Below are 21,675 nucleotides of genomic sequence, written 5' to 3'. Positions count from 1 at the left end.
GATTCGATTTTCATGTCCAGAGACCACTGCCCGGCCCACCTGGCCCGCCTGTGTTCGGCGGCTGTGGATAACTTTAGGGGATTGCGCCTGCGGCGTCACCCCCAAATCAATCTAAACCGCCTGAAATTGCCTATTCGGCGTCGCCCGAGGGTTTGAGAACAAACAACCAAACTTTAATGTCTTTGTTCGCCTTGGACTCAAGTTCCAGAATGTCGTCCAATTCATAGGCCCCCCGCCCCCATTTGAAGAACAAATAGGGCATTACCATGGGGTGTGCGCCAAATGGATCCATCTCTCCGGCGCCCGCAGCAGAATGCGCGAGCGTGTGCTCAATGTAGATACGGCCATTCGGTTGCAGCTGTTTCGCCCAAGAGCGCAGCGCGCGATCAGGCTCCATCGCCTGATCCAGCGAGTTGGTGTAGACGAAATCGAACTTATTGGCCCAGTCCGGATTTTCCTTGTGGAAATCCCAAACAATCATGTGATCAAACTGCGTTGCGGTCTCGGAGATATCGGTCCCGATAACCTCTGCTTTCAAGGCAGTCCTGAAAAACTCCACCTCATAGCCATTGCGCGCACCATGGCATATTCCGGTGGCACCCAATCCACGGGCCTTCAAATCGTCGACAACACGCGACAATGTCTTCTCGTCCGCCCAGAGATTCCCCAACTTCTCTTTGTTGGCCGCAATCTGGACATCTCGGTACTGCTCGTAGCCGCCCTGATAGTCGTGCTGATACACCATCTCCATGTGTTTTTTCAGCACGATGACTTTGCCGGTTGGTGCGATCAACTTGTTGAGAAATCTGGTCAGGCCCATGGCGAACTTCCTTAATTTTTGAGCACCCTACACGAGGTTAGAGGTGACTTCCAACCAACATTGAACATCAGTTTCGGGTCGGTTGGGCCGTGCTTACCAGTTCTCCTTGAACCACTTCACCGCCCTGCGCAGCGACCGTGCCGGATAGCGCTCGACCGGCAGGTCAAAGTCCCACCACTCGTCCTGTGGATGGGTGGCAAAGAGGCACATGCCCACGGCACTGGCAAAGCTTGGCCCCGTCGCCGCCTGCGGCAGACCATGCACGCGCATCGGACGTCCCAGCCGCACCTGCTGGCCCAGGATCTTCGAGGCCAGGCCATCCAGCCCCGGAATCTGGCTGCCACCGCCGGTCAGCACGATCTGCTGGCTCGGCAGGTATTCGAACCCCGCCGCATCCAGTCGCACCCGCACCTCTTCCAGAATTTCCTCGACCCGAGGCCGCATGATGCCGATCAGCTCTGCCCTGCTCACTGTGCGCCGGTCGTGTTCCCAGTCGCCCGTGTCGCCTTCCAGCTCGATCATCTCGCGGTCGTCCATGCCCGTGGCATGCACCCCGCCGTAAAACGTCTTGATCCGCTCTGCCGTTGCGGCAGGCACCTGCAACCCCATGGAAATGTCGCTGGTCACGTGGTCTCCGCCCATACGCACCGCATCGGCATAGATCATGTGCTTTTTCATGAAAATCGACAGGCTGGTCGAGCCGCCGCCCATGTCGATACAGGCAGCACCCAGCTCCTGTTCATCCTCAACCATCGCCGAGAGACCCGCCACATAGGCCGACGAGGCGATCCCCGCCAGTTCCAGATCACAGCGCTTCACACATTGCGCCAGGTTCTGCACAGCCGTCTCATCCACCGTCAGCATATGCATGTCCGTCGCCAGCTGTTGCCCCATCTGACCGCGCGGATCCGACAGCCCAGACCGATTGTCGAGGGCAAAGTTCACCGGCTGCGCATGCAGCACTTCGCGTCCCATGCCAAAGTCCGGCACGTCACAGGCCGACAACGCCCGCGCCACCTCTTGTTCGGTGACAATATGCCCTTCCAGGTCGATCTGCCCCGCCAATCCATATGAGCGCGGTTCCGCGCCTGAGAAACAGGCGATCACGTGATCGACACGAATGTTCGCCATCTTTTGCGCCGCCTGCAGGGCGGTACGAATGGCGCGCTCGGTTTCCTGCATGGCGTCGATCTCGCCGAACTTCACACCGCGCGACCGCGTGGTGGCGGCGCCAATCACCCGGAACCCGCTCTGACCGGCCATCGGGCCAATGCCCTCGACCTCGGCCAGCCGGTCCGAGCCGTCAAAGCGCAGCACAAGGCAGGCGATCTTGGAACTGCCCACGTCCAGCACGGCCACAACACCGCGCTGCATGGCTGCTTTTCTCATGTTCCGCATGGCGCGCTGGAATTCATATAGCTCGATCATTCTTCTGTCTTTCCAACCTCAATCTGGCGAATACGCCACCACTCTTCCACGGCGCGCTCTGAAATGCGGATCGTCGGGCGGTCTGCCAACCGCATGTCCACCGTCACGATATCGCGTGCCAACATGTCCTGTGCCTGGCTCAGGGCAATCACCCGCTCCAACGCCTGTACCGCGCCCACCTCGGGCAGCAGGATGCGTTGCCCCCGGTCCAGCACCACGTCCCAGCGCCGCTCGCCCACGCGCACCACGCCGCGCATGCGCTGCGTCAGCGGGCCGGCGGCAGCGTAGATCTCCAGCGCCTCGGCGACGTGGTTCTCGGCCCCCGCGCCCGCCATCAACGGCATGTCCGCGTGCAGTTGACGGGTGCGAGCCTGCGCCACGACAAATCCCTGCTCGTCCACCAGATCCAACCCCTCGCGCGTGCGCCACAGGATCACCGGATCACGCTCGGCCACGGTCACCTGCATGATGCCGCCGGGGCGCACCCGCACGGTCACGGTCGCCACCGCAGGCAACTCGGCAATCCGGTCCTGAATCTGGCCGAGATCCAGATCAAACGAGCTTACCGGGAAATCAATCGGCACGATCTCGCGAATATCCTCGGCAATGCCGATGCTCGCGCCATCAATGGCCATGACGTTGACCATGAACTCGGGCCGCGTGACCACGCTGGTCTTGACGTCGTTCACGATCATCACCAGCCGGTCACGGCGGTCCTGATCGGCAAGCCACAGACCGGCCATGGCAAAGACAATGAGAAACGGCAGGAACACCCGCAGGAACAGCCGGAACAGCGGCGTCAGCATCAGCCGCTGATAGCGCCACGCCCACTTTGACGGGGCCGGATCACATCTTGCCGCTACCTGTTGCACGAGGCGTCCTCCACCATCCATGCACAGAACTCGGCAAAGGACATCCCCAGATGCGCCGCCTGTTCCGGCGCCAGCGAGGTCGGCGTCATGCCGGGCTGCGTGTTGGTCTCCAACAGGATCAACCCCTCCAGCCCGCGCGCCTCGTCCCAGCGAAAATCGGTGCGGCTGACACCCCGGCACCCCAGCGCCCGATGCGCGCGCGCCGCATAGTCCAGACAGGCGTCGGTGATCTCTTGGGGGATATCGGCGGGGATCACATGGCGTGATCCGCCCTCTTTGTACTTGGCGTCATAGTCATACCAGCCGTCGGTGATGATATCCGTCACCCCCAACGCCCTGTCGCCCATCACCGTGGTCGTCATCTCGCGCCCCGGCGCATAGGTCTCGACCATCACCGTGTCCGGCATGTCATCGGACAGTTGCGGCGGTCCATTGGCCGCCTCATGCACGATGTAAATCCCGACGGATGAGCCTTCGTTGTTGGGCTTGGCCACATAAGGAGGCGGCATCACATGACGCGCCTTCACCTCGTCGCGCGGCGCAAGAAGGCTCTCGACCACGGGCAACCCGGCGGCGCGGAACACATCCTTGGACCGCTGCTTGTCCATCGCCAGCGCCGAGGCCAATACGCCCGAATGGGTATAGGGAATGCCCAGCCACTCCAGCATGCCCTGCACACAGCCGTCTTCACCCCAGCGACCGTGGAGCGCGTTGAAACAAACGTCCGGCTTGATCTCATTCAGGCGCGCAACCAGATCGAGGCCCGCGTCGACCTCAACCACGTTGTACCCTGCGTCCCGCAGCGCGGTTGCGCATTCACGCCCTGACGTAAGCGACACCTCGCGCTCCGCCGAGGGTCCACCCATCAATACCGCCACTTTGGGGCTTGTCCTGCTCGACATACCCACTGTGCCTCAAATATCCGGACCTTTTGCGGTCCTGTTTTATTCTGCGTCCGACCCGTTATTGCCTGTGGGCCGTGACTTATTCTGCGCGCCGTGACCCATCCGGATCACCGATGCGCTTGATTTCCCATACTAGCTCTATTCCGCTGTTTTGGAAAACCTTTTTTCGCACTTCCTCACCGAGATTTTCAAGGTCCGCTGCCGTCGCCCCCCCGGTGTTGATCATAAAGTTCGAATGCTTCTCGCTCATCTGCGCGCCGCCAACCCGTGCGCCACGCATGCCCGCGTCGTCAATCAGCTTCCACGCTTTCAGGTCATGCACGTCATCCGCCTGCCCCGTCGACGAGAAACCGGCCGGGTTGCGGAACGTGCTGCCCGCCGTGCGATCCTTGGTCGGCTGGGTCGCGTCGCGCTTGGCCAGCTGCGCCTCCATCCGGTCCGCCAACTCTTGCGGGTCGCCGCTCGGGGCCTCGAACGTGGCCTCAAAAATCACCCAGCCCTCGGGCAGATCGGTCTGGCGGTACTGAAAGTTCAGATCCTCCGCCGTCAACGTCACGATCTCGCCCTGCCGTGTCACGGCGCGCGCGCTGACAAAGACATCCGCCACATACGCGCCGTAGCACCCGGCATTCATCCGCACGGCCCCGCCAATGGCACCGGGAATGGTGCGCAAAAAGGTCAGGTCCACGCCCGCCTCGGCGGATTTCTTCGCCACATGCGCGTCCAGCGCCGCAACCCCCGCCGTGACCCGGTTGCCTTCAACCTCGATGCCGTTGAACCCGCGCCCCATCCGGATCACCGCCGCGCGCAAGCCACCATCCCGCACGATCAGGTTCGACCCCACGCCCATCGGGAACACCGCCACCTCCGGGTCCAGCCCCTTAAGAAACGCCGCCAGATCCTCGACATCTGCAGGCTGAAAGAACCAATCCGCCGGCCCGCCCACGCGCAACCACGTCAGGTCCGCCAACTCTCGGTCCGGCGTCAGCTTCCCGCGCACTAGGGGCAATTGGGTCATGAAACGGCTCCTTTGATCCCGCGCGTTTTGCGCCACACCGCCTGCGAAGGCAAGCACTCAGCGAGCAAACCGCCCCTTGATCCATTTCCACAGGTAAATCACCGGCCAGCGCATGATCCACATCGCCGCCAAGAAGAACACCAACGCCAGCCAGACGCCGTGCTCGTACCAGACAAACACCAGGATCGGCACGCCGAGGGCAATCATGCCATAGGCAAACTTCCACAGGTTGTCCTTGCTCGGGAACATCGCCCGCAGATTGGCCGCCAGCATCCACAACAACGCAAGTGTAACAGACCAGCTCATTCTTTCGGGATCTCCGGTTTTTCGCCCTTGGCGCGTTTCCACAAGTAGCGCAGAGGATTGCGCATCATCGACAAAAAGGCAAAGAGCGCGAGGCCGCCGAACAAGGTGCCATGCTCAAACCAGATCACCCCGATCAGCACCGGTGCCGCCAGCAACAACCCAACCCCGGGCACATACTGCCGCCGCATCGGCAGCATCGCCACGACGGTGGCCGCCAGCACCCACAGGCACCCAAGGATCAAAGACAGGCTCATAGGAAATCCCCCAAAGACAGAACCAGGGCGGCCAGACTGGCCAGCATTCCGAACACCGGCACAAAGATCGGCACCCGAAAGGCCGGAACATCCGTGCCGACGAGCTTCAGGCGCAACAGCGCCGCGTTCACCAGCACAAAGACCGCCAGCAACACCGTGGCACTGAACCCGGCCAGCGTCACCACCGGCAACAATAGCGCACACAGGATCACCGCGCCCCCCACCAGCAGGCTGCCCAGAACCGGTGTGCCCAATCGCGGGTTCGCATGGTGAAACACACCAAAGGCGCCGCCATCCCGTCCCAGTCCGAACAACACCCGCGCCGCCATGACAATCTGCGCCAGAACCCCGTTCAATGCCGCCGCCACCGCGATGGCCGACAGGAACACCGCAGGCGTCGCCGAATAGGCCTGCCAGACCAGCACCAGCGGCCGGTCACTGCCCGCCAGCACCTCCGGCGCGACGGCGCGTGTCGCCGCATAAGCCACCAGCCCGTAGATCAGGCTCACCAGTACCAACGCCGCCACGATGGCGCGCGGCATGATGCGCTCCGGGTCACGGGTTTCTTCGGCAAGGTTCACGATGTCCTCAAAGCCGACAAAGGCAAAAAACGCCAGCGCCGCCGCCGCCAGCACGCCATACAGAACACCCTTGGCATCCCCGGCCCCGGCCACGGCCTCGCCCGAGACCTCCACAGGCACCGCCAAAAACCCGGCCCCAATCACAAGGATCAGCCCCACGACCTCAATCGCGGTCAGCACGGCGGCAAAACTCAAGGATTCCACGACCCCCCAAATTGCAATACCGGTCAGCAGGACGCCGAGGACAAGGATCGCGACAGTCGCCTCGATGTCGACAATGCCGGTCAGATAGCCCACCCCACCGCGCAACACCGCCGCCGCCGAAATCGTGCCCGCCAGCACCATGGCCAGCCCCACCAGCGTCGCCAGCCACCGCGCCCCAAAGGCCGCCCGCATATAGGCCGCAGCCCCGCCTGCTTCCGGCACCCGCGACGACAATTCCGCAAAACTCAAAGCAGACGGTAAGGCAATCAACCCCGCCAAGGCAAAGGCCAGCCAGGCCAGCGACCCCGCCTGCCCGGCCACCGCCCCCACCAACACATAAATCCCCGCGCCGATCATCACCCCGACGCCATAGGCGGTCAGCAATCCAAACCCGACCCGCCGCTTCAGATGTTCCGACATTTGCGCCCGTCCCCGCCTAGGTGTTACCCCACCTTCGTATTGCCAAAAATACTCCCGCCGGAGGCGCCCGCGCTCAAGACGCCAAACCGCCGCAGCGGCTCAGCCCGCCAACCGTTTGGCCAAATTGTTGGCCCAGGCACTGATCGTCCCGGCCCCAAGACACACAACAATGTCCCCCGGCATGGCCTCGGCCCGCACCAGCGCCTCAAGATCGGCCTCACTGTCCACGGCGCGCGCCGCACGATGCCCATGCGCCACCAGCCCGGCCACCAGATCATCCCGGCTCGCGCCCGCGATCGGCTCTTCACCCGCGGCAAAGACCTCGGCAATCCCCACCACGTCTGCCTCGTTGAAACAGGCGCAGAAATCTTCAAACAGGGATGACAACCGCGTGTAGCGATGCGGCTGATGCACCGCGATCACCCGCCCCTCACAGGCCTGCCGCGCCGCCTTCAAGACCGCCGCGATCTCCACCGGGTGATGGCCATAGTCATCAATGATTGCAATGCCCTGCCAGTCGCCCACCTTGGTAAAGCGGCGATTGACCCCGCCAAACGCCGCAAGGGCCGCGCGGATCTCATCCTTTTTCATGCCGAGATGCCGGGCAATCGCCACCGCACTCAGCGCGTTTGACACGTTGTGGTCGCCGGGCATCGGCAGGCTGCAGCCTTCGATCACATCGCCTTCGCCCTGCAGCGCAATGTCAAAATGCGCCACACCGGCCTTGTAACTCAGGTTCACCGCCCGCACATCAGCCTGCGCGTTAAAGCCGAATGTCACCACCCGGCGATCGGTGATCTTGCCCACCAGCACCTGCACATCCGGATCATCGGTGCAACAGACCGCAAGCCCGTAAAACGGAATGTTCGAGACAAAATCCTCGAACCCCTTGTGCAAGGCCTCCTCGGTGCCCCAATGCTCCATATGCTCGGGGTCAATATTGGTCACGATGGCAATGGTCGCGGGCAGGCGATTAAAGGTCCCGTCGGACTCGTCCGCCTCGACCACCATCCACTCGCCATCCCCCACGCGCGCGTTTGAGCCATAGGCATGGATGATGCCGCCATTCACCACGGTCGGATCGAACTTGCCGTGATCGAGAACCGCCGCCACCATCGTCGTCGTGGTGGTCTTGCCATGGGTGCCCGCCACGGCAATGTTGGATTTCAGCCGCATCAGCTCGGCCAGCATCTCGGCCCGCCGCACCACCGGCAATCCGCGCCGCCGCGCCTCGTCCAGTTCCGGATTGCCCGGCTTGATGGCGGATGAAATCACCACCACTTCCGCGTCGACAAGGTTCTCGGCCTTTTGCCCGACAAACAGCGTTGCCCCCTGCTCGACCAGCCGCGCGGTGATCTTGCTCTCTTTCAGATCCGACCCCTGCACCACGTAACCATGGTTCAGCAGCACCTCGGCAATGCCCGACATGCCAATGCCGCCAATGCCGACAAAATGAATCGGACCCACGTCGCCGGGCAGTTTGGTTGCAGCATTCATCGTTTTACTCTTCCTTGCTTGCCAGCATCTCGACCAGCGCGACCAGCTCTTCGGTCGCCTCGGGCTTGCCCACCGACAGCGCGGCGCGCGCCATCTGGCTGGCCCCATCGGGATTGGCGAGAATGGTGGTGATCTGTTCTTTCAGGCTGTCCACACTCAACATGCTCTCAGGGATCATGATCGACGCCCCGGCCTCGACCAGCCCGCGTGCATTGGCGCTCTGGTGATCGGCGGTGGCCGCCGCATAGGGGATCAGGATCGAAGGCCGCCCGATCACGCTGATATCCGCCACGGACGAGGCCCCGGCGCGTGAAATCACCAGCTGCGCCTCGCTCATCCGCGTGGGAATGTCGGTGAAAAACGGCTGCACATCCGCCGCAATCCCGGCCTCGGCATAAAACCGCGTCACCCGGTCAAAATCTTCGTCGCGCGCCTGATGGCTGACGCGGATATTGCGCGCCATCCCTTCGGGCAAAGCGGCAATCGCCCCTGGCACCGTGTCACTCAGGATCCGCGCGCCCTGGCTGCCGCCGATCACCAGGATCGACATCGGATAATCCCCCGGCGTGATATAGCCCGCGCCCGCCCGCTCCAGCACCATGCCCCGCACCGGATTGCCGGTATGAACCCCCTGCACACCCTCGGGCAAAGCCGTGGGCCAGGTGCCGCAGGCAATCACATCCACACGCGACGCGAACTTTTCGTTCACCCGCCCCAGAACCCCGTTCTGCTCATGGATCATGCGTGGCAGCTTCATCAGCCAGGCCGCGCCCATCGCCGGAATGCTGGGATAGCCGCCAAAGCCGACAACGACCTCTGGTCGGTCCTTGCGGAACTTGAACACCGTCGACAGGACGCCGCCCAGAATACGAAACGGCACCGCCAGCTTCGCCACGAGGCCGCCTCGGGCAAAGGTCGCGCTCGACACTTCGTCAATCTCAACCGTATGCGGAAAACCACCCGTATAGCGTGCGCCGCGCGCATCCGTGGTCAGCCTGACCCGCCAGCCTTTGCGCAGCATCACCTCGGCCAGCGCCTGCGCCGGGAACATATGTCCGCCGGTTCCGCCTGCTGCAATCACCAGCAATGGCTTGGGTCTCATTTTCGCTGTCCCCGAAGAATCTCACCAATTTCGCCCTGTGGGCGGGTGCGGGTAAACGCCAAAAGCATGCCAACTGCAATACCCCCGGCAATGAGCGACGAGCCGCCATAGCTCACAAACGGCAAGGTCATGCCCTTCGAGGGCAACAGCCGCACCGCCACCCCCATGTTGATCATCGCCTGCACGCCGAACATCGCCGCCAACCCGGTGCCCGCCAGACGAATGAACGGGTTCCGCTCGCGCATCAACCGGAAGAAACTGCGCACCACCACGACGGAGTAAAGCGCGATCACCAGAAGCACCAGGATCAGCCCATATTCCTCAGCCGCCACCGCAATGATGAAGTCCGTATGGGCATCGGGCAGCGACCATTTCACCTGCCCCTCGCCCACACCAACGCCGTAGAGCCCGCCCTCGCGGATCGCATTGGTGGCATAGCCAATCTGCGTCGTCGGATCGACCGAGCGATCCAGAAACCCGTCAATCCGGCGGGCAAAATGCTCTGAGTTCAGATAGGCAAACCGCGCCGCCGGATAGATCGAAATGATGATCGCCCCGATCAACGTCATCGGTGCGCCCGAGACAAAATACATCACGCTCCAGCCAAACAGGATCAGGCTCGCCTGACCAAAGTCGGGCTGCAGGGCCAGCATCAACACGATGGTGATCATCAGCAAAAACGACCACATCCGACCCGGCGGGCCGTTGATCTCTTCATTGGCCGCCATCAACCAGGCCGCCACGATCACAAAGGCCGGCTTGAGAAACTCCGAGGGCTGCAGGCTGGCAAACCCAAGACTGTACCAGCGCATCGCACCCTTGCCAAAATCCGTGCCGAAAAACGGCAACCCGGCCATGGCAATGAACGCCGCAACAAAGCCCAAGGTCGCCAGACGCCGCACCATAACGGGGCTCATCATCGAGGTGATCAGCATAGCAACCAGCGCCGCGCCGCCAAAGATCACCTGCTTTTCAACATAGTGGAAAGGCGGAAAGCCGTTTTTCTCGGCCAGCGGCGGTGACGCCGCCATGCCCAGCAACAACCCGATCCCGAACAACGCCAGAACCGCCACCATGGACCACTTGTCCAAAGTGCGCCACCACTTGGGAAGAACCGGCTCGCCACCCTGCACAGGAAGCGCGCCATAAACCATCTCTGTCATCGGATACCCGCCGATCTGCCTCTCGAAACGCCCGTTTTCCGGGTCTGGGTCAAACTCTAACACGCCGCAGGCACGTTGCATAGAGTCCCCGCGCCACCGGCAGAAAACCGCGCCCCGGCTTCTTTTGGCCGGAAATATCCCGGGGTGAATGGGTCGCAGGCCCAGAGGGGCTGGCCCCTCACAGGTCGGACAATCTTGTCCGACCTACCTTGACCCGCCCCACAACATCAGGCACCCCGCCATCCATGCGTTATGACACGATCATCCTCGGGGCCGGGGCCGCCGGCATGATGTGCGCCGCTTTTTCCGGCGGGCGCACGCTTGTCCTTGACCACGCCAGGGCCCCGGGCGAGAAAATCCGCATCTCCGGCGGCGGGCGCTGCAATTTTACCAACATCTACGCAGGCCCCGAAAACTTCCTCTCGCAAAACCCGCATTTCTGCAAATCCGCGCTCTCCCGCTACACGCAATGGGATTTCATCGACCTCGTCACCCGCCACGGCATCGCCTATCACGAGAAAACCCTCGGCCAGCTGTTCTGCGACACCTCGGCCAAAGAGATCATCGCCATGCTGCGCGCCGAGATGCAGCGCGCGCGCGCTGAACTGCGCCTGCACACTTCTGTTGTCTCCGTCTCTCACGATGGCCACAGCTTCACTGTTGAAACCGAGGCCCAGGGCAACCGCCAGTCCCTCACCTGCGCAAACCTCGTGCTGGCCACCGGCGGCAAGTCGATCCCCAAGATGGGCGCCACGGGTCTGGCCTATGACATCGCCCGCCAGTTCGGCCTGACCCTGACCGACACCCGCCCCGCGCTGGTGCCCTTCACCTTCTCCGACACGCCCTTCAAGCCGCTCTCGGGCACCGCCCTGCCGGTGCGCGCCAGCGCTGGCGGCACAGGCTTTGACGAAGCGATGCTCTTCACCCACCGCGGCCTCTCCGGCCCCGCGATGCTGCAGATATCCTCTTACTGGCGCGAGGGCGCGGACATCCACCTGAACCTTTTGCCCGACAGCGACCCGTTTGAGACACTCAAAGGCAAACGTCAGACCGATGGCCGCCGCAACCTCTCGACCGTGCTCGGGCACCTGCTGCCAGCCAAGCTCGCCGATTTCCTTGCCACCGAATGGCGCCTCACCGGCAATCTCGCGGATCAATCCGACGCCGCCCTGCGCACGCTTTCGGACCGCCTGCAAAACTGGACCCTGCGCCCCACCGCCACCGAAGGCTATCGCACCGCCGAGGTCACCCTGGGCGGCATCGACACCGATGGACTCTCCTCGCGCACGATGGAGGCCAAGACCCTGCCCGGCCTCTACGTCATCGGCGAGGCGGTCGATGTCACCGGCTGGCTTGGCGGCTTCAACTTCCAGTGGGCCTGGTCCTCGGGCTGGGCCGCAGGCAGCGCAATTGCTCAGAAACAGGCCACGCGCTGACCCTGCACGCCACCACCTTGACCCGCCAGAATTTCACGGAAAGCTTGCCCTGACATCCCAACCGTCAGGACCGCGCGCATGACCCAAATCACACCGGACCACATCGAGGCCGGCTCTGGCCCCACAGTCATCCTCGTGCACTCAACCGGGGCCGGCGCCCGGCAATGGCGGGTTAAACCTCCAGAACCAGCGGGCAGTGATCCGACACTTCCGGATGCTGCACCACCTGAAACCCCTTCACGGCTTGGGCGCGATCAATCAGCATGTAATCGGCGAACCGCCCGGGCTTGGAATAATGCGCGCTGCGCGTTGTTGTGAACCCACGTGACGTGACCAGTTCGACAAACCCCGCCTGACCCAGAATGCCCAGTGTCTCGCTCTCTGGTTCGACGTTGAAGTCGCCACAGATCACCCGCAGATCACCGACCTCTGACACCTGCTCAGACAGCGCCAGCAAGGCGCTTGCCTGTGCTGCCCGCTCGGGCGTATCCAACTTGCCCCTGAGATCACGCAGCCCGTGCATATGGGTGATACTGACAGCGCGATCCGCCCCATGGTCATAGATCCGCACCGCATGGGCACTGCGCGACCGCGGATGATCCCCATAGCCATGCGCGCCATAGCCCTTATGCACAAATCCCTGCACCTGACCGATAATCGGCGCATCCCTTTGCACAAATGTCGCAAGCCCCCATTGCGACGGCACCTGCACTTCACCGTCCCACAAAACGCCCTGCGCCGCCGGACAGAACACCGCCACGTGATCCGGCAAGGCCTCGCACATGTCGCGAAAAAAGTTCGCCCGCTGTGGCAAGACATGATCGCCATCGCGATAGGTCAGCCAATCCTTGTCACTGGCCGGACTGTGCACCACCTCTTGCAGGCATAAGACATCCGGTTGCGCCTCGGCCAGATAGGGCAGCAACACATCGTGCAACTTGCCGCCCCAGCCATTCAGACACATGATCCGCATGAAGGCTCCTCCGCCAGTTTCCAACACAAACCCTGGCTGCCTTTTGTCTGTCATGCAAGCAACCTGAGCGACCACACGCGTATCTGCTCACGCTTCGAACATTCGCCTCGAAGATGTTTCTCAGAACCCGGATAGTGGCAGGTCTAACCCTATGAATTCCCGCACAACCTCCCTAGGTTGGAGGGACCGAACACGTCCCGCGCCCCAAACAGGGAAACAGGCCATGACCGACCTAGCAACAGGCATACCCCTCGACGCCCTTCTGGCGCTGGCCATCCTTGTGTCGATGTTCGCCCTGTTCGTGACCGAGCGCTGGCCGCCCGAGGTCATCGCGCTTGGCGCCGTGGCGGCCATGCTGCTGACCGGTATCCTGCCCTATGACGACGCCCTGCTGGCCCTGTCCAACCCTGCGCCATGGACCATCGCCGCGATGTTCATCATGGCCGGGGCCCTGGTCAGAACCGGCGCGCTGGAACCCATCGCCCGGCTGGCCGAGACCCGGGCCGAGACCAATCCGGTACTCGCCATTGCCGCCCTTGTGGGCGTGGCCATCATCGCGTCGGCCTTTGTCAACAACACCCCCGTTGTGCTGATCATGATCCCGATCTTCGTGCGGCTGGCGCGGAAACTGGGGCTGTCCGCCAGCAAATTCCTGATCCCGCTGTCTTATGCCTCGATCCTTGGCGGCACGCTGACGCTGCTCGGCACCTCGACCAACCTGATCGTCTCGGGCGTCGCCCAGACCCACGGCATGAAACCCTTTTCGATCTTCGAGGTCACGCCGCTTGCCATCATCCTGGTGATCTGGGGCGTTCTGTACCTGCGCCTCTTTGCGCCGCGCCTCTTGCCGGACCGCACCAGCATGGCGACACTTCTGTCAGGCCAGACCAGCAAAAAGTTCTTTGCCGAGGTCGCCATCCCCGATGACAGCGCCCTGATCGGGTCCGAAGTGCTCAAGATCGACGCCTTCCGCCGCGACGGGCTGCGGGTGATCGACGTGCTGCGCGGAGATGCCTCGCTGCGCAAGGACCTCGCCTCGGTCACGCTCCAGCCCGGCGACCGCGTGGTGCTGCGCACCCAGATGGAGGAACTCCTCGGCCTGCAGGACGACCGCAATATCCGCATGGTCGACAACCTCGGCTCGCGCCGGACCACCACGGTGGAAATGCTGATCTCTCCCGGCGCCACGGTGGTCGGCAAGACGCTTGGCGCGCTCCGGCTGCGACGGCGCTATGGCATCTATGTGCTCGCCGTGCACCGCCGCGACCGCCATCTCGAGGCGCAATTCGACAGCATGACGTTGCGGGTCGGCGACACGCTCCTGCTCGAAGGCGCCCCCCAAGACCTCGCCCGCCTGGCCGCAGACGCCGGGGCGGTCAACGTCAACGAACCCACCGCCCGCGCCTATCGCCGCCGTCAGGGTCCCATCGCCATTGCGGCCCTTGGCGGCATCGTGGTGCTGGCGGCCCTCGGCGTCGCGCCGATCCTCTTCCTCGCCATCCTCGCCGTGGCGCTGGTGCTTTTTACCCGCTGCATCGACGCCGAAGAGGCCGTGTCCTTTGTCGATGGCCGGCTGCTCTTGCTGATCTTTTCCATGCTCGCCGTGGGCGTGGGGCTGGAAAGCTCGGGCGCCGTCGCCCTGATCGTCAGCTTTGTCGGCCCCTACCTTACGGTCATGCCGCCCTTTCTGGTGGTCTGGTCGCTCTATCTTTTGACCTCGCTCCTGACCGAACTGGTGTCCAACAACGCTGTCGCCGTGGTGCTGACTCCGCTGGCCATCAGCCTGGGACTGTCGCTGGGCATCGACCCGCGCCCGCTGGTCATTGCCGTGATGATCGCCGCCTCGGCCAGCTTTGCCACACCGATCGGCTACCAGACCAACATGATGGTCTACGGCCCCGGCGGTTACCGCTTTTCGGACTTCCTGCGGGTCGGCATTCCGCTGAACCTCAGCGTCGGCCTGCTGGCCTCGGCCCTGATCCCGCTGTTCTGGCCGCTTCAGGCCACGCACTGACACCCCCAGCCAGGAAAATCTTCTAGAAGATTTTCCCCCCGCCACATTTTTCTAGAAAAATGTGCGCATCCCCGCGACACTACCCGTGCATCGCCACAGGAGGCCCCGATGAGCAAACCCGTCTGCGCAATCTTTGGCGTCGGCCCCGGAAACGGCATGGCCTTTGCCCGCAAGTTCACCGCAGCAGGCTATGCCACCGCCCTCTGTGCCCGCAGCACAGACGCCATGGCCGGGGCCGCCGCCGACCTGGACGACGCACGGGGGTTCACCTGTGACGTTTCAGACACCGCATCCGTCACCGCAACCATCACTGCCATCACCGACCAGATGGGCCCCATCGACACGCTGATCTTCAACGCAGGCAACGCCCGCTGGGGCTCGGTCGATGATCTTGCGCCCGAGGACCTCGACATCGGCTTTGATGTCAACGCCAAGGGGCTGATGCGCTGCGCCCAGGCTGCCCTGCCGTCATGGCGCGCCGCAGGGTCCGGCACCCTCCTCGTGGTTGGCGCAGGCGCCGCCCTGCGCGGCCGCCCCGGCACGCTGGCCTTTGCCGCCTCCAAGGCCGCGCAGCGCTCTGTCGCGCAGTCGCTTGCCCGCCAGCTTGGCCCCGAAGGCATCCACGTCGCCTATCTGATCCTCGACGGGGTGATCGACCTTGAACGCACCAGGGCGCGCATGCCCGACGCGCCGGACACCTTCTATCTCACCGCCGACGGGGTCGCCGACGCCGCACTGGCCCTGGCGCGGCAAGACCGCCAGGCCTGGACCTTTGAACTGGACCTCAGGCCATTCGGGGAAAGCTGGTAGGCCCACCCACATATCTGCAGGAGGACACACCTTGACCGACACCCTGACCGGAGGCTGCAAATGCGGCGCGACCACCTATTCCGGATCACTTGCGCAGGGTCCGATGTTCCGCTGCCATTGCCGCGATTGCCAGCAGCTGACCGGCACCGGCCACTCGGAAATGGTCCCGCTCGAGGCCGCGACCTTCACGATCACCGGATTGCGCCGCGAGTACCAGATGACCGACGGCTCCGGCCAACCAACCTGGAGCAGCTTCTGCAGCCAGTGCGGCTCCCCCCTCACCCGCAAGAGCCAGCGCATGCAGCACATGGTCTATGTGCACGCCGCGTCTCTGGATGACCCGACCCTCTATGTCCCTGCCAGGACGATTTATCGGGACTCGGCACAGCCCTGGGACCTGCCAAAAGACAGCTAGCGCCAGCCAAGCCTCGCTGCTGTACACAGCCGACGGGTTCGCCGACACCGCGTCGGCCCTCGCGCGGCAGAACCACCGGGCCAGCATCTTTGAACTGAACCTCAGACCTTTTGGAGAATGCTGATTAAAACCGCACCCTGCACGATCACTCTGCCTTGCGACCATCAATGGTCATGTGATCTCTGACAAGCCGCGCAACCGCGCGCGCCCTGAGGTTTTGTTCCATTCGACAGCTCTGTGATCCGGTGTCCCGACACTGCGCCCGCCACGCAGCAAAGACGCCAGTGCCATTCACCTCTGTCATGCAATCGTCAAATCGCGTGCTGCAAAAAGAAACGGCTTCCGGCGCACCTTGGATCGGGATAAGAATCTCGCGTTTCTGACGCAGCGCTTCGGCCCGTGTCGCGCCAAGAATAGTGAACTGGCGCGGCAATTCTTGCATCCACCCCCTCGGGCCATGCTCGCACAGAGACTTGCTCCACGCGGCTGTCAGGCGCCGACAGGTCGACCACGACACCAAAGACTCGCCGTGGTGCTTGTAACGACCGATGACCACCGTGACGTCGCCCGCCTTTGCGGGCTGACCCTGATGCCCCGCTATGTCCAACAGGCGCCGTTTGTACTCGCGCGTCGGGAACTCGCGTTCGCTGCCCCACAAGAATGCCCGCGTTGAATACGGTGGAACCGAGTCGCTCTCCGCAACCGGTGCACTCATGCTTGAAAACGCCACCGCCGGAATCGAAAGATCGGTTTCATCAATTCGAAAATACAGATCTCGGGCCAAGAAAACCGGATCGGGTCTATCCCTGTCCCATGAGGCCGCTAAATATGCGACTGTTCCGCAACCCAGGAAAAGTGCAACCCAAACAGCCCGGACTCTCACCCCACCAGGGCCTCAACCCGCGCCACAAAATCTTCGCCGCGCTTTTCAAAGCTGTCGTATTGGTCGAAACTCGCCGCCGCCGGCGCCAAAAGCACCGTGTCGCCCTCTTCCGCCTCGGCCACGGCCTTGGCGACCGCCACATCCATCGACCCGCAAACCTCGGCCTCAACCCCTTTGAGCTGCATGGCAAAACCCGCCGCCTCGCGCCCGATGACATAGGCCTTCACGACCGCGCCCGCCGCCTGCGACAAATCCCCCAGACCGCCTTCTTTCTCCAGCCCGCCACAGATCCACCGGATGCGTTTGAACGCCGCAAGCGCCTTTTTTGCCGCATCCACGTTGGTCGCCTTGGAGTCGTTCACATAACGCACGCCCCCCGCCTCGGCCACGATCTGAGACCGATGGGGCAGCCCGCCAAAACTCTGGAACCCCTCTTCGATCACCCGCGGCGCCAGCCCCAGCGTCCGGCACACCGCATAAGCCGCACAGGCGTTCTGGTGGTTGTGCTGCCCCGGCAACCCCTTGATGGTGCGCAGGTCAATCGACCCCGCCTGCCGCCCCTTGCGGTACTCCGCCAGGAATCCCTTCTTGGCAAACACAGTCCACCCCGGCCCGGTCAGCTTGCCCTCGACCGACACCCGGATCACCCGGTCATCCGCCGCCGCCATCGACAACTGCCCGGCCAGAAACGCGCCCTCGGCCTCGTCCACGCCCACAATCGCCCGATCCGGTCCGCCTTCGGAAAACAACCTCCGCTTGGCCGCGAAATACCCGCCCATGCCGCCGTGGCGGTCCAGGTGGTCGGGCGAGAGATTGGTGAACACCGCCACATCCGGCGTCAGGTTGCGCGCCAGCTCGGTCTGATAACTCGACAACTCCAGCACCACCACGTCGCCATCCACCGCAGGCTCAATATCCAGCACTCCGCGCCCGATGTTCCCCGCCAGCTGGGTGGGGCGGTTGGCATGCTCCAACACATGATGGATCAGGGCCGAGGTCGTCGACTTGCCGTTTGATCCCGTCACCGCCACCACCTTGGGCATGACCTCAAACTGGTGCCACTCCGAGGTCGCAAAAGAGCGGAAAAACAACCCGATGTCATTGTCCACCGGCACGCCCGCCGCCAGCGCCGCCGCCACAACCGGGTTCGGCTCCGGGTAAAGATGCGGGATGCCCGGGCTGACGATCAGCGCCGCCACATCCTCAAACGCCCCCTGCTTCATCAGATCGGCGCAGACAAACCCCTCGCCCTCGGCCACCTCCCGCGCACCCGGATTGTCATCCCAACAGACCGCCTCGGCCCCGCCCTCGCGCAACGCCCGCGCCGCCGCGAGGCCCGAGCGCCCAAGGCCCAGCACCGCCACTTTCTGTTCGTCAAACCCAACAACCGGGATCATGTCTCTGCCCTCAAATCATGTCGAGATATGGGTAACGGATTGGGATGAGGTTGGGAAGGTCGAGAGGAGCGAACTCTGCGTTCTCCCCCATCGTCGCGCCCAATCCGATGGGGGGGGCGGAACGCGCCCGCCGTCTCGCCAAAGGCGCGCCTCTCAAAGTCGGCGCACCGCTGGTGAAACACAGGCGGCGACCTCTTCGATCAACCACAAGCCGTTTTGGTGAGGTGCATACGTCCACCGGCCTCGACACCGGCCTGCGCTTCCCCGGGCAGGTCCATCACTGGGAGAGCGAGCTGCATCAGAACTGGATGCGGGATTATGACCCCACCACCGGGCAGTATATTCAGGGTGATCCGTTGGGGCTGGTCGATGGGGCGTCAGTGTATGGGTATGTGACTCAAAGCCCTCTTAGGTTCATCGACCCGAAGGGAGAGTTTGGTGTCATCGGTGCAGCGATTGGAGCTATCAGCAACTTCGCGATACAAACTGCGGTAAACTTGTACATGTATGACGTTGATTTAGAGAAATCGCTGAAATGTGTGAATTTCAGCGATGTTATTCTTAGCGGTGCTTTTGGTGCGGTAGGTGCATCTCCGGTTAGCGTGTACAAGGCTACAAGAAAAGCGAAGCGGGCCTCTGGTGTTGTAGCCATTACGACATATACGAAGAAAATTCTGGCGCCAGTTCCCCTCCGGATCGAGGATGATTGCTATTGCAAATCAGACAAGAGGTCCCCTCTATCTGATCTGATAAGTGCAATGTAACTCTAACAAGGAGCTGGTAATGATAACCTTGATACTTGGTTTACTTTCAATTCTGTCGGTTGGGATTTTCTGGCTGCAGTCTGAAAACAACCGAGCCTTAAGGTATCTGCCGTTTGCTTTTTGGCTCGCTTCGGTCCCAGCATTTAGGCTTGAGTACGGCCACTGGGATTGGAGGGTGCACATTCTCGGATTTGGATTTGTTTGGGGACTTATGGCCTTGGTGAGTTTGGAGGTTAAGAGCTCCAAACAGCCTAAATCAAAATAAGGTGATAGTTCAGCTTCAACCGTGCTTATTAAGAGGCATGGCAAACGTTCCATGGGGAACACCTCTATGACGAGGAAGGCCAGGAGGTGGTGCACGACCTGAGCGGCAACCGGATTGCTGAGGATGATGGCAGCACCGGCGCGCTGTTGACCGAGAATGTCTGACTGGGACTGGAGCCTGTGGCGGCGGTTTCGGGTGGCATCATGTACTTCATCCGCACCGACCACATCGGCAAGCCTGTGCTGGCGACCGATGCCTTGGGCGTTGTGGCCTCAACGATCAGCCACAAGCCGTTTGGCGAGATGCATACATCCACCGGCCTCGACACCGGCCTGCGTTTCCCCGGACAGGTCTATCACTGGGAGAGCGAGTTGCATCAAAACTGGATGCGGGATTATGATCCGACCACGGGGCGGTATATTCAAGGGGATCCGTTGGGACTCGTCGATGGGGCATCAGTGTATGCCTATGCGCTGCAATCGCCGGGGAGGTATGTGGATCCGAGGGGCGAGTCAGTAAAGGATGCAGCGAAGCTTCTTTGTGCGATGGACCCAAAATGTTGGTTCTTGATGCGACCTCCACCGCAACAGTGCGAAGGCACGAGTATCTATGATCCGATTTTGCCGCCGGTAACAGAGTTCAAGGGCGTCGAAGAAGGTGGAGGCGGCAAGAGTACAAAATGTAATCTTGTCAATTCCCATACTGCAATTGATCATGGAGGGACTGATAAGTTACGCACCGCATGCTTTTATCAATGTGAAAATGGACGTAGTATAGCCACCGATCATGAAGGCTACCATCTGTGCGAGACGCCGATTTGGGTGACACTCTGATGCATTCATTTGACAAAAAGTACTACGAGGAAACACACGCCGATGTTTCGGAGATTTGCTTGTCGGAAGGTGTTGCGAGAATGCTGGAGGACTTCCATCAGGAGGTCCTTCATCCGGATCAAAACCCGAAACAAAAGTTGGTTTCTGTTTCATTGCCTAAACGAATTCGTGAAATTGATGAATTTGGAGACACAATTAGGGTGCTACCCAACCAATTGCTTGTTGGATTGATTAATAAAGAGCCCTTTTTAAAAACAATTTTTATAGGCCAAATTGAAATCGCCTTTCAACTACCCAAGCCCCCAGAAGGCGCCAACTATTACATATTTGTGAACAAAGAAGATCAGCTCGATTTTGAGCTGCGCCGATGAATTAGTGAACTGCAATTCATCATCTTTTGAAGTGATCCCAGACACCTGAACATTAGGTATTGCTTACCGTGCAATACTTGAAAGATGTGACGACGCGTTAGTTTCCGCTAGATTGAGCTTAAACGGTTGCTTTTCGACCTTTGCATTGCCGAGTATATCTGGCTGGGGCTGGAGCCAGTGGCGGCAGTCTCGGGTGGCAATGTGTACTTCATCCGCACCGACCACATCGGCAAGCCTGTACTTGCGACCGACAGCCTCGGCGTCGTGGCCTCAACGCTCAGCCACAAGCCGTTTGGCGCGGTGCACACCTCCACCGGCCTCGACACCGGCCTGCGCTTCCCCGGACAGGTCTATCACTGTGAGAGCGAGCTGCATCAGAACTGGATGCGGGAGTATGATCCGACGACAGGGCGGTACATCCAGGGAGACCCCCTCGGACTCGTTGATGGCGCGAGTGTGTATGCCTATGCCCTGCAGTCGCCGGGGAGGTTCATTGATCCAAGGGGGGAACAGAGTGTCGTTTTCGATGGTTCGTCTGTGAATACCTTCGACTCCAGCGGCAGGCAAATCTCAAGTATTCCAGCAGTTTCAGGTCGCCCCGAGTCATGTCAGTGTTCAGATGATATGTACAAGTCGAACTTTGGCCCAACACCCGAAGGATCATACTCGGTAGATCCAAATGCCATAAATCGATGGAATGTTTTCAAAGCTGTGACGGGATGGGGATCGAGAGAGGCTTGGGGGAAGCAAAGAACTATCCTTGTTCCCGACGGTCACACTGCAGGTGGCCGGACCCAAATGTACATTCATGGCGGCGAATATCCGTAAGCGGTGCGCCGCCCCCACACTTACGACATGACGCCTGATCTGCGATTCAGGGGCTTCTTTGGTTTGAGGGGAGTTTCTGTATGGGAGCTACAAGCGAGTTTCTGGCAAATGCGCCG

Annotated in this window: 23 protein-coding genes; 8 read left to right on the top strand and 15 right to left on the bottom strand. The window is 61.7% G+C overall.

Annotated elements, in window-relative coordinates; translation table 11 throughout:
• Positions 1-130: 130 nt before the first annotated feature.
• From EK369_RS20645 to EK369_RS20595, 11 genes are all read right to left on the bottom strand, one after another.
• Complete coding sequence (locus EK369_RS20645; protein ID WP_127116172.1) at positions 131-820, bottom strand: methyltransferase domain-containing protein; 690 nt, start codon at positions 818-820, stop codon at positions 131-133.
• A 93-nt stretch (positions 821-913) separates the two neighbouring features.
• Positions 914-2,248 carry a cell division protein FtsA gene (gene ftsA / locus EK369_RS20640; protein WP_127116171.1) on the bottom strand — a complete coding sequence of 445 codons (1,335 nt, stop codon included), beginning with the start codon at positions 2,246-2,248 and terminating at the stop codon, positions 914-916.
• Positions 2,245-3,141, bottom strand: coding sequence for a cell division protein FtsQ/DivIB (locus EK369_RS20635; protein WP_127116170.1), 897 nt, complete (start codon positions 3,139-3,141; stop codon positions 2,245-2,247). The genes ftsA and EK369_RS20635 overlap by 4 nt, the downstream gene beginning before the upstream one ends.
• Positions 3,108-4,028, bottom strand: coding sequence for a D-alanine--D-alanine ligase (locus EK369_RS20630; protein ID WP_235871501.1), 921 nt, complete (start codon positions 4,026-4,028; stop codon positions 3,108-3,110). The genes EK369_RS20635 and EK369_RS20630 overlap by 34 nt, the downstream gene beginning before the upstream one ends.
• Before the next feature lie 76 nt (positions 4,029-4,104).
• The gene (gene murB, locus EK369_RS20625; RefSeq protein WP_127116169.1) at positions 4,105-5,043 is read right to left on the bottom strand and encodes a UDP-N-acetylmuramate dehydrogenase; all 939 of its coding nucleotides are present in this window, start codon (positions 5,041-5,043) and stop codon (positions 4,105-4,107) included.
• A gap of 57 nt (positions 5,044-5,100) precedes the next feature.
• Positions 5,101-5,349 carry a DUF2484 family protein gene (locus tag EK369_RS20620; protein WP_127116168.1) on the bottom strand — a complete coding sequence of 83 codons (249 nt, stop codon included), beginning with the start codon at positions 5,347-5,349 and terminating at the stop codon, positions 5,101-5,103.
• Positions 5,346-5,603 (bottom strand): DUF2484 family protein, encoded by a 258-nt coding sequence (locus EK369_RS20615; RefSeq protein WP_206198135.1) that lies wholly within the window; start codon positions 5,601-5,603, stop codon positions 5,346-5,348. Before EK369_RS20615 ends, EK369_RS20620 begins: the two co-directional genes overlap by 4 nt.
• Positions 5,600-6,808 (bottom strand): APC family permease, encoded by a 1,209-nt coding sequence (locus EK369_RS20610; RefSeq protein WP_127116167.1) that lies wholly within the window; start codon positions 6,806-6,808, stop codon positions 5,600-5,602. The genes EK369_RS20615 and EK369_RS20610 overlap by 4 nt, the downstream gene beginning before the upstream one ends.
• A 99-nt stretch (positions 6,809-6,907) precedes the next feature.
• Positions 6,908-8,305, bottom strand: a complete 1,398-nt coding sequence (murC, locus tag EK369_RS20605) for a UDP-N-acetylmuramate--L-alanine ligase (RefSeq protein ID WP_127116166.1) — start codon at positions 8,303-8,305, stop codon at positions 6,908-6,910.
• 4 nt (positions 8,306-8,309) lie between these two features.
• Positions 8,310-9,407, bottom strand: a complete 1,098-nt coding sequence (locus EK369_RS20600; RefSeq protein ID WP_127116165.1) for a UDP-N-acetylglucosamine--N-acetylmuramyl-(pentapeptide) pyrophosphoryl-undecaprenol N-acetylglucosamine transferase — start codon at positions 9,405-9,407, stop codon at positions 8,310-8,312.
• Positions 9,404-10,570 carry a peptidoglycan glycosyltransferase FtsW gene (locus tag EK369_RS20595; protein WP_127116194.1) on the bottom strand — a complete coding sequence of 389 codons (1,167 nt, stop codon included), beginning with the start codon at positions 10,568-10,570 and terminating at the stop codon, positions 9,404-9,406. Before EK369_RS20595 ends, EK369_RS20600 begins: the two co-directional genes overlap by 4 nt.
• A gap of 245 nt (positions 10,571-10,815) precedes the next feature.
• Between EK369_RS20595 and EK369_RS20590 the strand changes: the two genes are divergently transcribed.
• Positions 10,816-12,006, top strand: a complete 1,191-nt coding sequence (locus EK369_RS20590; RefSeq protein WP_127116164.1) for a BaiN/RdsA family NAD(P)/FAD-dependent oxidoreductase — start codon at positions 10,816-10,818, stop codon at positions 12,004-12,006.
• Here the strand turns inward: EK369_RS20590 and EK369_RS21870 are convergent.
• Together EK369_RS21870 and EK369_RS20585 are read right to left on the bottom strand one after the other, a co-directional pair.
• Positions 11,985-12,137 carry a hypothetical protein gene (locus EK369_RS21870; protein WP_164727066.1) on the bottom strand — a complete coding sequence of 51 codons (153 nt, stop codon included), beginning with the start codon at positions 12,135-12,137 and terminating at the stop codon, positions 11,985-11,987. The genes EK369_RS20590 and EK369_RS21870 overlap by 22 nt on opposite strands.
• Before the next feature lie 41 nt (positions 12,138-12,178).
• On the bottom strand, positions 12,179-12,979 hold the full coding sequence (locus EK369_RS20585; protein WP_127116163.1) for an endonuclease/exonuclease/phosphatase family protein: 801 nt from the start codon (positions 12,977-12,979) through the stop codon (positions 12,179-12,181).
• 223 nt (positions 12,980-13,202) lie between these two features.
• Here EK369_RS20585 and EK369_RS20580 point away from each other — a divergent pair, with 223 nt between their 5' ends.
• The 3 genes from EK369_RS20580 (at position 13,203) to EK369_RS20570 (ending at position 16,218) form a co-directional block, all read left to right on the top strand.
• Positions 13,203-14,993: an SLC13 family permease gene (locus tag EK369_RS20580; RefSeq protein WP_127116162.1), complete on the top strand. Its 1,791-nt coding sequence runs from the start codon at positions 13,203-13,205 to the stop codon at positions 14,991-14,993.
• A 108-nt stretch (positions 14,994-15,101) separates the two neighbouring features.
• Positions 15,102-15,803 (top strand): SDR family NAD(P)-dependent oxidoreductase, encoded by a 702-nt coding sequence (locus EK369_RS20575; RefSeq protein ID WP_127116161.1) that lies wholly within the window; start codon positions 15,102-15,104, stop codon positions 15,801-15,803.
• Positions 15,804-15,834: 31 nt separating this feature from the next.
• Complete coding sequence (locus EK369_RS20570; RefSeq protein ID WP_127116160.1) at positions 15,835-16,218, top strand: GFA family protein; 384 nt, start codon at positions 15,835-15,837, stop codon at positions 16,216-16,218.
• A 145-nt stretch (positions 16,219-16,363) separates the two neighbouring features.
• Here EK369_RS20570 and EK369_RS20565 read toward each other — a convergent pair whose 3' ends face one another.
• Together EK369_RS20565 and murD are read right to left on the bottom strand one after the other, a co-directional pair.
• On the bottom strand, positions 16,364-16,933 hold the full coding sequence (locus tag EK369_RS20565; RefSeq protein ID WP_127116159.1) for a hypothetical protein: 570 nt from the start codon (positions 16,931-16,933) through the stop codon (positions 16,364-16,366).
• Positions 16,934-17,097: 164 nt separating this feature from the next.
• Positions 17,098-18,498, bottom strand: coding sequence for a UDP-N-acetylmuramoyl-L-alanine--D-glutamate ligase (murD, locus tag EK369_RS20560; protein ID WP_127116158.1), 1,401 nt, complete (start codon positions 18,496-18,498; stop codon positions 17,098-17,100).
• Positions 18,499-18,722: 224 nt separating this feature from the next.
• Between murD and EK369_RS20555 the strand changes: the two genes are divergently transcribed.
• From EK369_RS20555 to EK369_RS20540, 4 genes are all read left to right on the top strand, one after another.
• Entirely contained in the window at positions 18,723-19,262 is a 540-nt protein-coding gene (locus EK369_RS20555; RefSeq protein WP_164727065.1) for an RHS repeat-associated core domain-containing protein, read from the top strand.
• A 468-nt stretch (positions 19,263-19,730) separates the two neighbouring features.
• Positions 19,731-20,360, top strand: a complete 630-nt coding sequence (locus EK369_RS20550; RefSeq protein WP_127116156.1) for an RHS repeat domain-containing protein — start codon at positions 19,731-19,733, stop codon at positions 20,358-20,360.
• Positions 20,360-20,731 carry a hypothetical protein gene (locus EK369_RS20545; RefSeq protein ID WP_127116155.1) on the top strand — a complete coding sequence of 124 codons (372 nt, stop codon included), beginning with the start codon at positions 20,360-20,362 and terminating at the stop codon, positions 20,729-20,731. Before EK369_RS20550 ends, EK369_RS20545 begins: the two co-directional genes overlap by 1 nt.
• A 126-nt stretch (positions 20,732-20,857) precedes the next feature.
• Positions 20,858-21,559: an RHS repeat domain-containing protein gene (locus tag EK369_RS20540; protein ID WP_206198134.1), complete on the top strand. Its 702-nt coding sequence runs from the start codon at positions 20,858-20,860 to the stop codon at positions 21,557-21,559.
• Positions 21,560-21,675 lie beyond the last annotated feature (116 nt).

The organism is Shimia sediminis (assembly GCF_003990645.1).
Classification (GTDB): Bacteria; Pseudomonadota; Alphaproteobacteria; order Rhodobacterales; family Rhodobacteraceae; genus Shimia; species Shimia sediminis.
This window is presented reverse-complemented; position numbering and strand designations above follow the sequence as displayed.

What these genes read in the sequence shown, in the direction of transcription:
- EK369_RS20645 (WP_127116172.1), bottom strand. Translation starts at nt 820, where the DNA reads ATGGGCCTGACCAGATTTCTCAACAAGTTGATCGCACCAACCGGCAAA.
- ftsA (WP_127116171.1), bottom strand. Translation starts at nt 2,248, where the DNA reads ATGATCGAGCTATATGAATTCCAGCGCGCCATGCGGAACATGAGAAAA.
- EK369_RS20635 (WP_127116170.1), bottom strand. Translation starts at nt 3,141, where the DNA reads ATGGATGGTGGAGGACGCCTCGTGCAACAGGTAGCGGCAAGATGTGAT.
- murB (WP_127116169.1), bottom strand. Translation starts at nt 5,043, where the DNA reads ATGACCCAATTGCCCCTAGTGCGCGGGAAGCTGACGCCGGACCGAGAG.
- EK369_RS20620 (WP_127116168.1), bottom strand. Translation starts at nt 5,349, where the DNA reads ATGAGCTGGTCTGTTACACTTGCGTTGTTGTGGATGCTGGCGGCCAAT.
- EK369_RS20615 (WP_206198135.1), bottom strand. Translation starts at nt 5,603, where the DNA reads ATGAGCCTGTCTTTGATCCTTGGGTGCCTGTGGGTGCTGGCGGCCACC.
- EK369_RS20610 (WP_127116167.1), bottom strand. Translation starts at nt 6,808, where the DNA reads ATGTCGGAACATCTGAAGCGGCGGGTCGGGTTTGGATTGCTGACCGCC.
- murC (WP_127116166.1), bottom strand. Translation starts at nt 8,305, where the DNA reads ATGAATGCTGCAACCAAACTGCCCGGCGACGTGGGTCCGATTCATTTT.
- EK369_RS20600 (WP_127116165.1), bottom strand. Translation starts at nt 9,407, where the DNA reads ATGAGACCCAAGCCATTGCTGGTGATTGCAGCAGGCGGAACCGGCGGA.
- EK369_RS20595 (WP_127116194.1), bottom strand. Translation starts at nt 10,570, where the DNA reads ATGACAGAGATGGTTTATGGCGCGCTTCCTGTGCAGGGTGGCGAGCCG.
- EK369_RS20590 (WP_127116164.1), top strand. Translation starts at nt 10,816, where the DNA reads ATGCGTTATGACACGATCATCCTCGGGGCCGGGGCCGCCGGCATGATG.
- EK369_RS21870 (WP_164727066.1), bottom strand. Translation starts at nt 12,137, where the DNA reads ATGACTGTGGGGCCAGAGCCGGCCTCGATGTGGTCCGGTGTGATTTGG.
- EK369_RS20585 (WP_127116163.1), bottom strand. Translation starts at nt 12,979, where the DNA reads ATGCGGATCATGTGTCTGAATGGCTGGGGCGGCAAGTTGCACGATGTG.
- EK369_RS20580 (WP_127116162.1), top strand. Translation starts at nt 13,203, where the DNA reads ATGACCGACCTAGCAACAGGCATACCCCTCGACGCCCTTCTGGCGCTG.
- EK369_RS20575 (WP_127116161.1), top strand. Translation starts at nt 15,102, where the DNA reads ATGAGCAAACCCGTCTGCGCAATCTTTGGCGTCGGCCCCGGAAACGGC.
- EK369_RS20565 (WP_127116159.1), bottom strand. Translation starts at nt 16,933, where the DNA reads ATGAGTGCACCGGTTGCGGAGAGCGACTCGGTTCCACCGTATTCAACG.
- murD (WP_127116158.1), bottom strand. Translation starts at nt 18,498, where the DNA reads ATGATCCCGGTTGTTGGGTTTGACGAACAGAAAGTGGCGGTGCTGGGC.
- EK369_RS20550 (WP_127116156.1), top strand. Translation starts at nt 19,731, where the DNA reads ATGTACTTCATCCGCACCGACCACATCGGCAAGCCTGTGCTGGCGACC.
- EK369_RS20545 (WP_127116155.1), top strand. Translation starts at nt 20,360, where the DNA reads ATGCATTCATTTGACAAAAAGTACTACGAGGAAACACACGCCGATGTT.